This window comes from Pseudoalteromonas sp. SR45-5 (assembly GCF_014163565.1).
Lineage (GTDB): Bacteria > Pseudomonadota > Gammaproteobacteria > Enterobacterales > Alteromonadaceae > Pseudoalteromonas > Pseudoalteromonas distincta.
In genome coordinates, this window is sequence record NZ_JACJDN010000174.1 from 1 (window position 1) to 6,891 (window position 6,891).

Annotated in this window: 5 protein-coding genes and 1 pseudogene; all 6 read right to left on the reverse strand. The window is 37.1% G+C overall.

Annotation, left to right across the window (positions count from 1 at the left end; all coding sequences use genetic code 11):
• A pseudogene (locus tag H5072_RS08570) lies at nt 1–503 on the reverse strand (sensor histidine kinase); the annotation flags it as partial.
• 129 nt (nt 504–632) lie between these two features.
• A complete protein-coding gene (locus tag H5072_RS08575; protein ID WP_024604871.1) occupies nt 633–1,292 on the reverse strand; it encodes an MOSC domain-containing protein in 660 nt (219 codons plus the stop codon).
• Between the two features lie 123 nt (nt 1,293–1,415).
• Nucleotides 1,416–2,348: an alpha-E domain-containing protein gene (locus H5072_RS08580; RefSeq protein ID WP_182693271.1), complete on the reverse strand. Its 933-nt coding sequence runs from the start codon at nt 2,346–2,348 to the stop codon at nt 1,416–1,418.
• A 1-nt stretch (nt 2,349) separates the two neighbouring features.
• Nucleotides 2,350–3,804 (reverse strand): circularly permuted type 2 ATP-grasp protein, encoded by a 1,455-nt coding sequence (locus tag H5072_RS08585; RefSeq protein WP_007585223.1) that lies wholly within the window; start codon nt 3,802–3,804, stop codon nt 2,350–2,352.
• A gap of 46 nt (nt 3,805–3,850) precedes the next feature.
• Nucleotides 3,851–4,729, reverse strand: coding sequence for a transglutaminase family protein (locus H5072_RS08590; protein WP_024590933.1), 879 nt, complete (start codon nt 4,727–4,729; stop codon nt 3,851–3,853).
• Nucleotides 4,726–6,891: circularly permuted type 2 ATP-grasp protein (locus H5072_RS08595; protein ID WP_182693272.1), on the reverse strand; the 2,166-nt coding region annotated here is incomplete at its 5' end. The genes H5072_RS08590 and H5072_RS08595, both read right to left, overlap by 4 nt.

Genomic DNA, 6,891 nt, shown 5'->3' on the forward strand with positions numbered 1-6,891 from the left:
ACAAGTGGAATTAACGTCATTAGTATAAACGATACTGTTTTTCTGATTGGTTCTTCAAACATCTCAGAGTGTTTGTTAAAGCTGACAAGTGCAACATTAAGGTTTAGTAAAAAATCAGCTCTACTGAGCTCACCTTTTTCATACTGAGTAACTGACAGTAGTGTTTTATCCGCAATTTCTATATCTTTTTCACAAATTGTTAAAGTTTGCTCTGTGTTAATAAATTTCATAACAGCATAATTTAATGGATTTATTTCTTCAATACAGTCAATTGGTTGCTGCCTAATTAACAATATATCTGACTCAATGGTATTTATATCTATGGGGAGATCATTTTCTATTTTTTTAACTGACTTAGTAAGTTGATGAGTATATTTTAAGTGAAGAAAATTAAGTTGGTGAAACTTGGCCCCTTTAGCTATTTCAAAAGCTGAGTAAACAGTAATACTTACCTCTGCAGCTGTTAAAATCACAATAAGCATCAGTTTTCTGGAGATATTCATATACGACACCTATTTTAGCTACTAACCCAACAGTTTTTTAATAACACTATAATAATTATAGTATTTATCACATTAGGTATAGCAGGTTTTATCTTTTTTACTAGCTCCTCTATAAATAACAATTTACGCTTAACTTAGTTCATTTTTAATACAAAGCTTCTTTTTAATTTTAGTTTGCCACTCAAGAGCAAGCTCCGGCAATTCGAGTGCTGCTAATAATACACTTTCATAATCTGGATATTTTTTATCAAAAAAAGCCTGGAACAGTTTTTTTACTGATATGTCGTGCGAGGCTTTCTTCTCGATAACAACACTATCACCCGTTTTTGCAACGCCCTGCTCTAGTACCCTAAAATACACGCCAGTGCAGTAATGCTGCGTAAACAGTTTAAGGCTGTTTTTATTATTAAGGGCGATAGCTAATTTAAAACAAGGCACACGAGGCTGGCTTACTTCAAGTAATGCAGTACCAATTCGAATATGGTCACCTATGTGTATATTCGCTTCATCAAGGTCAGAAATCGTGAAGTTTTCGCCAAAGGCACCTACTGCCAAATCATCATTCTCGAGGGTTTGTTTCCAATAATCATAATGATTGTGCGAAAACGCGTAAACCGCTTTATCAACCCCGCCGTGATTAACTAAATCAGCTTGCTCATCCCCTATAATATTTAGCTTTTCAATAACAACAGGTTCGTTAGTTGGCGTTTTGAATATTCCCGTTTTCACCTCTTTACCATTATGAATAAGAGTTTTAATTTTAGAGATATTAGTCGAGATGATTTTCATTGCGATACCAACGGATGAGGAAGTAAAGATTAATTATGCAGGTTTTAAAATTATTATAAATAAATTTAAGCAAAAAAATGACCGCTTAAGACTAAGCAGTCATCTCACAATATACAGTTTTTATTATTCTGCTTGTTTTAAAAAATACGTTTCGGCCAGTCCGTTATGTATTCCAGCTAAGTCTATTTGTATTTCATCGATAAAGTCATGCAACAGACCATTTTTAAGTACTCGTACGTCTTTATTTTCTAACTCAACAATTGCATCATCAATTGATTTAATAATTTCTGTTGAGTTTGGCAAAGGTAAAACCAATGCTTTTAATTCATTCATACAAAATAAAATAGATCGTGGGAATACTTTGCTGTGCATCACAAATTCTATTACATCAGCACGCTGTACTCTAACGCCCATTTCTTGGCGATACATTTGATAAGCACTTAACGAACGCAATAAACTGATCCACTGAATATTATCAAACGGCTTCACTTCTTCTTCATTAGTAATTAACGTAGCAGAGCGAATATCTAAAATTCGCGATGTCATATCTGCGCGCTCTATAATCGAACCAAAGCGGATAAAAACATAGCCCTGATCATGATTAATTGTGGCATCTAACGCCCCAAATATTTGATGGGCTGAATCTATAATCTTTTTTAAATAATCAAAACGTCCGCGCTTTGTTATCCCTTCTTTTTGATTATCTTTTACATAATAATAAAGAGAGTTAATTTCTTCCCATACATCTCGCGGTATTACATCGCGAATTGTACGCGCGCTTTCTCGTGCCGAAGTAATAGAGTTTAAAATTGACGAGCTGTTATCACTACCAACAAGTAAATACCTTAATGCTTTTTGTTCAGTAAAATCAGTATGGGTTTCTGAATACGCTTTACGCACACCAATAATATCAATTAATGGCTCCCAGCCGGTACATACGCCTTTGGGTAAGTCCATCATCAGTAAATTGTTAACGTTGATTAAACGAGCCACATTTTCCGCGCGCTCAATGTATCGAGATACCCAATATAAAGTTTCGCCTACTCTTGATAACATATTATTTAGCCTCTTCGTCAACAATCCAAGTATCTTTACTGCCACCACCTTGTGATGAATTAACCACCAAAGAGCCTTTAACCATAGCAACACGCGTTAATCCACCAGTGGTAACTTGCGTATCTTTACCTGATGATAAAATAAACGGTCTTAAATCGGTATGTCGACCATCTGGTTTATTACCATCAAATGTTGGTACTGTTGATAAATCTAATGTTGGTTGAGCTACCCAATTTCGTGGGTCCGCTTTAATTTGAGCAATACACGCTTCTTGTTCTTTTTTAGTCGATTTAGGACCAATTAATAATCCATATCCGCCAGATTCATTTGCAGGTTTAACAACAAGCTTATCGATATTTTTAATCACATGGTCGCATTCTTTCGGATCTAAACATTTGAACGTTGGGACATTAGCAAGTTTAGCTTCCTCGCCTAAGTAGTACTTAATCATCTCAGGTACATAGGCGTAAACTACTTTGTCATCAGCAACACCTGCGCCTGGTGCATTAACTAAAGCCACATTACCTTTAGACCAAGCACGCATTAATCCAGGGACGCCAAGTTGGGATTCTGGTAAAAAGGCTTCTGGGTCTAAAAATAAATCATCTATACGACGATAAATAACATCAACTCGTTGTAGCCCTGTGATTGTTCTCATGTATACACAGTCATCTTTTTCAACAACTAAATCGCGCCCTTCTACCAGTTCGCAACCCATTTCTTGGGCAAGGTAACAATGCTCAAAATAAGCGGAGTTAAATACCCCAGGAGTAAGTACCACGACTTCTGGTTTATCTTGTGGACGAGGCGACATTGCCGCTAGCATATCAAATAATTGTGAAGGGTAATCATCAACAGGTAAAATCGATACTTGCTCAAATAATTCAGGGAATACACGCTTCATTACAGAGCGATTTTCAAGCATATAAGATACACCAGAAGGAACACGCAGGTTATCCTCAAGCACATACATTGTACCGCTACCATCGCGTACTAAATCTGAGCCACAAATATGCGCCCATATCTTATTTGGCGGGTTTATTCCCACACATTGCTGGCGAAAGTTAACTGATTTTTCTAGTAACCCTTTTGGAAAAACACCATCTTTTATTATTTTTTGGTCGTGGTATAAATCATCTATAAAAAGGTTAAGCGCTTCAACACGTTGCTTTAAACCAACCTCTACGCTTTGCCATTCTTTTTTGCCAATGGTACGCGGTATAATATCAAACGGCCAGGCTCTATCAATCATATTACCTTCGTTGTAAACCGTGAAAGTAATACCCATTTCTTTAATTGCTAAATCAGCAACCGCTCTGGCTTTTACTAATTCTTCTGCTGATAAATTAGCAAAAAATTGTGCTAATTGTGTTCCATGCGATCTAACGTTTCCTTGTGCATCAATTAATTCATCAAAGAAACCTTTTGTTTGGTACGCTTTCCAATCAATTTTCATACACTCTTTCACCTTATCCATCATCATATATGACGTAGTTAAACTGCTATTCCATTCGAATCATATCAACCGCTACATCAAGCAATTGACTACCGCCACCAAATACCACTCCTTTTAAAGGAGTTACGTCAGAAAAGTCTCGCCCTACGGCTAGAGTAATATGCTGATCGCGTGGTAAAACATTATTTGTTGGATCAAAATCAACCCAACCAAAGTTTGGCACAAATACCGCAAACCATGCATGAGTTGCATCTGCACCTTCTAGCTTTTCTTCGCCTTCTGGCGGCATGGTTTCTATGTACCCACTTACGTATCGACCTGCTAACCCCACGCTACGTAAGCATGCAAGCGCAAAGTGTGCAAAGTCTTGGCAAACGCCCCTTTTTTGTGCAAAAACAGTGCTCAAAGGCGTACTAATTGTTGTAAAACCAGGATCATAATGAAATTCATGAAAAATCCGTGCCATTAAATCTTTGCATGCAGAAATTATATTTTTGTGTGCATCAAACGATATTAATGCGTATTCCTTAATTCCTTTATCTATTGGAATAAGCTGTGAAGGTAGTACAAATTCAGACGTTTTTAATAATTCCGCCGTATTTGGTTTAACCAATAAATCACGTACTTTTCGCCAAGCAATATCAACACTCTCTAAATTGCTATTAGCGCCGACTAACAGTTCTACCTCGCTGATCATCGTTACTTTAAGTTTTTTATGCTGTATTGCTATTTCAAACGCTGTTACCTGATTATTAAAATAATCAGTAAATGTTTGTAAGTAAGTCGGTGTAGGTTCAATTTCTACACGACTACTGTGGCATATTTGCCCGCGATTCGTTTTTGGCGTTAATCGCGCTTGGTTTTGACACAAACTAACAAAGTCTGAATAGTTGTATGTAGTCGAGTGCTTTATTTTATATTTCACGATTGAGCTTGCTCAATATTAGTCCAGTTCAATTTATTTGCCGTTTGGGTATGAGAAAAATACTGTAGTAATAATACATCACAAAATGTATCTAAGTTCATACGCGTATTATGGTTAAATTCGATTAACTGGTTACGTTGTCTATTTTCACTTTTTTGTAGGTAATCTTTCTCAGTTACATAGCAACTTGTTTTAGACAGTAAAATTGCTTTTTCGTGTGCCGCAATTACGCCTTGTCTGCGTTTTGTGGGTAAATGCTTACACAACTTATTAATTTCCTCTAACTGAAATAATAAAGAACGTGGGTATTCAGCATCTAAAAGTAATAACTCAAGCCCTGTACCAATGGTTTGATACATTCTGTATCGGCGCTTATGCGTAACTAAACTAACTTGGCAACTTAGCACTGCTTCAAGTAAGCCAAGCTCTTCGGGCTCGTCTAACTCTTTGGTTAATAAAGCCGCACTTAGTGATGTTATTTGTAAGCTCCGCTCTACTCTTCTGCCCATTTCGAGTAAAAACCAGCCGTTACTATTTGGCATACAATCTGTAATCGAGCCATTAAAAGCCATAATTGAGCCTATAACTCTATCTAGGCTGCTTTGCATTGCACGCGTTGGGATATTAATATTTACATTTTTAAATACTTTAATTTGCTCATTAATATCATCAATTATTCGGCGGCTATCATGAGATAGTAATTCTTGAATTTGCACCGACGCATTAGCAATGTACTTTAATGTATTAATAATACTGCCAGCGCATTGCTCGTCTGCAAGGAGTTGAAAGGCAGTTTCTTTAGACAGATTTACATCAATTCCATCTAGTTTTAAATCAGGTTCTATATAGGGATAAACAATATATTGCGACCTAATGGCATTAGAAAGCCGTGCAACTATACTTTTTCGTATTGAATCTGGGTAAACAGAAAATTCGGTGTACTTGTCTATAAAAATACGCAATATACGTATGGTGTTTTCGCAGCGTTCTAAGTATCGGCCCAACCAAAAAAGGTGCTCAGCCGTACGGCTCGAAATAACCCCTTCGAGTAGCGTTACATCCATTCTTTTTCTAATTGGCACCGGTGGATTATGCTCGCCTAAATCAACTCTATCGGCTGTATTTATCCATGTATCTTTGATCCAACCAGATACTCTTGGGTTGTTACTTTTTTCGTTCGAAAAACACAGTGCTGAAGGAAGTACTTCTACGCCATTTTCAGTGGTTAATGCATAACACCTAAACACCACTGGCTTGGAGATTAATTGCCCGTCATGCCAAAATGGTGCACTGCTAAAAGAAGGTTTTTCTTGGAAAAAGTAATTATCGGGTTCTTTGCTAATAAGTAGCTTTATTTCTTGCTCGTCTAACACTCCATCTAACTTGAGTGTAGGGTCTATAGCAGATAGTAGTTCGAGGTTATTCCAATCAACGGCTTGCGCTTCTTTTACACTTAAATAATTTGGCTCACCTAATAACAGCGGTTGTTTTAAAATTTGCTGCGATAACTTTTCTAAGTTGCACTTTATTGAAGGTGACGAGAGCACACCGCTACCAAACGGGTTTAAAACCTTAACCGACCCTTGTCGTACCGATTGTAATAAGCCCGGAATACCATGAAGTGAATATTCAGTTTGCTCTAAAGAGTCAATACAACGATCAGAAACCCAGCGTAAAATGACATTAATTTTACCCAAGCCTTGTAACGATTTTAAACAAACGTCACCCCCACGTACAGTTAAGTCGGCGCTTTGTACTAATGTGTAGCCAAAGTAGGTAGATAGGAATGCATGCTCGTTGTAGTTAGGGTCATCAATTCCTTGGGTGAGAATTACAATGCGTGGGTCATCCATATAGTGGGTATATTCATTAATACCCTCTTGGAATAGGTTTAAAAACTCTTTAATTTGCTGAACATTACATTCTGCAAATTCTTCAGCCATTACACGCCTTGCAATAATACGGCTTTTAATTAATAGCCCTAAGCCCAGCGGGCACTGGCAATGATCGCTTAATACTTTAAATTCGCCTGTTGGCGTGCGGTAAACATCTAATGCTGTAAAAAAAAGTGTTAATTCGTTACTAGGTAAACTAAAACCTTCGCGTAAGTAATTAGGGTCTTGAAAAAGCTGCTTTGCAGGAATATGGCCATCAACTAATAG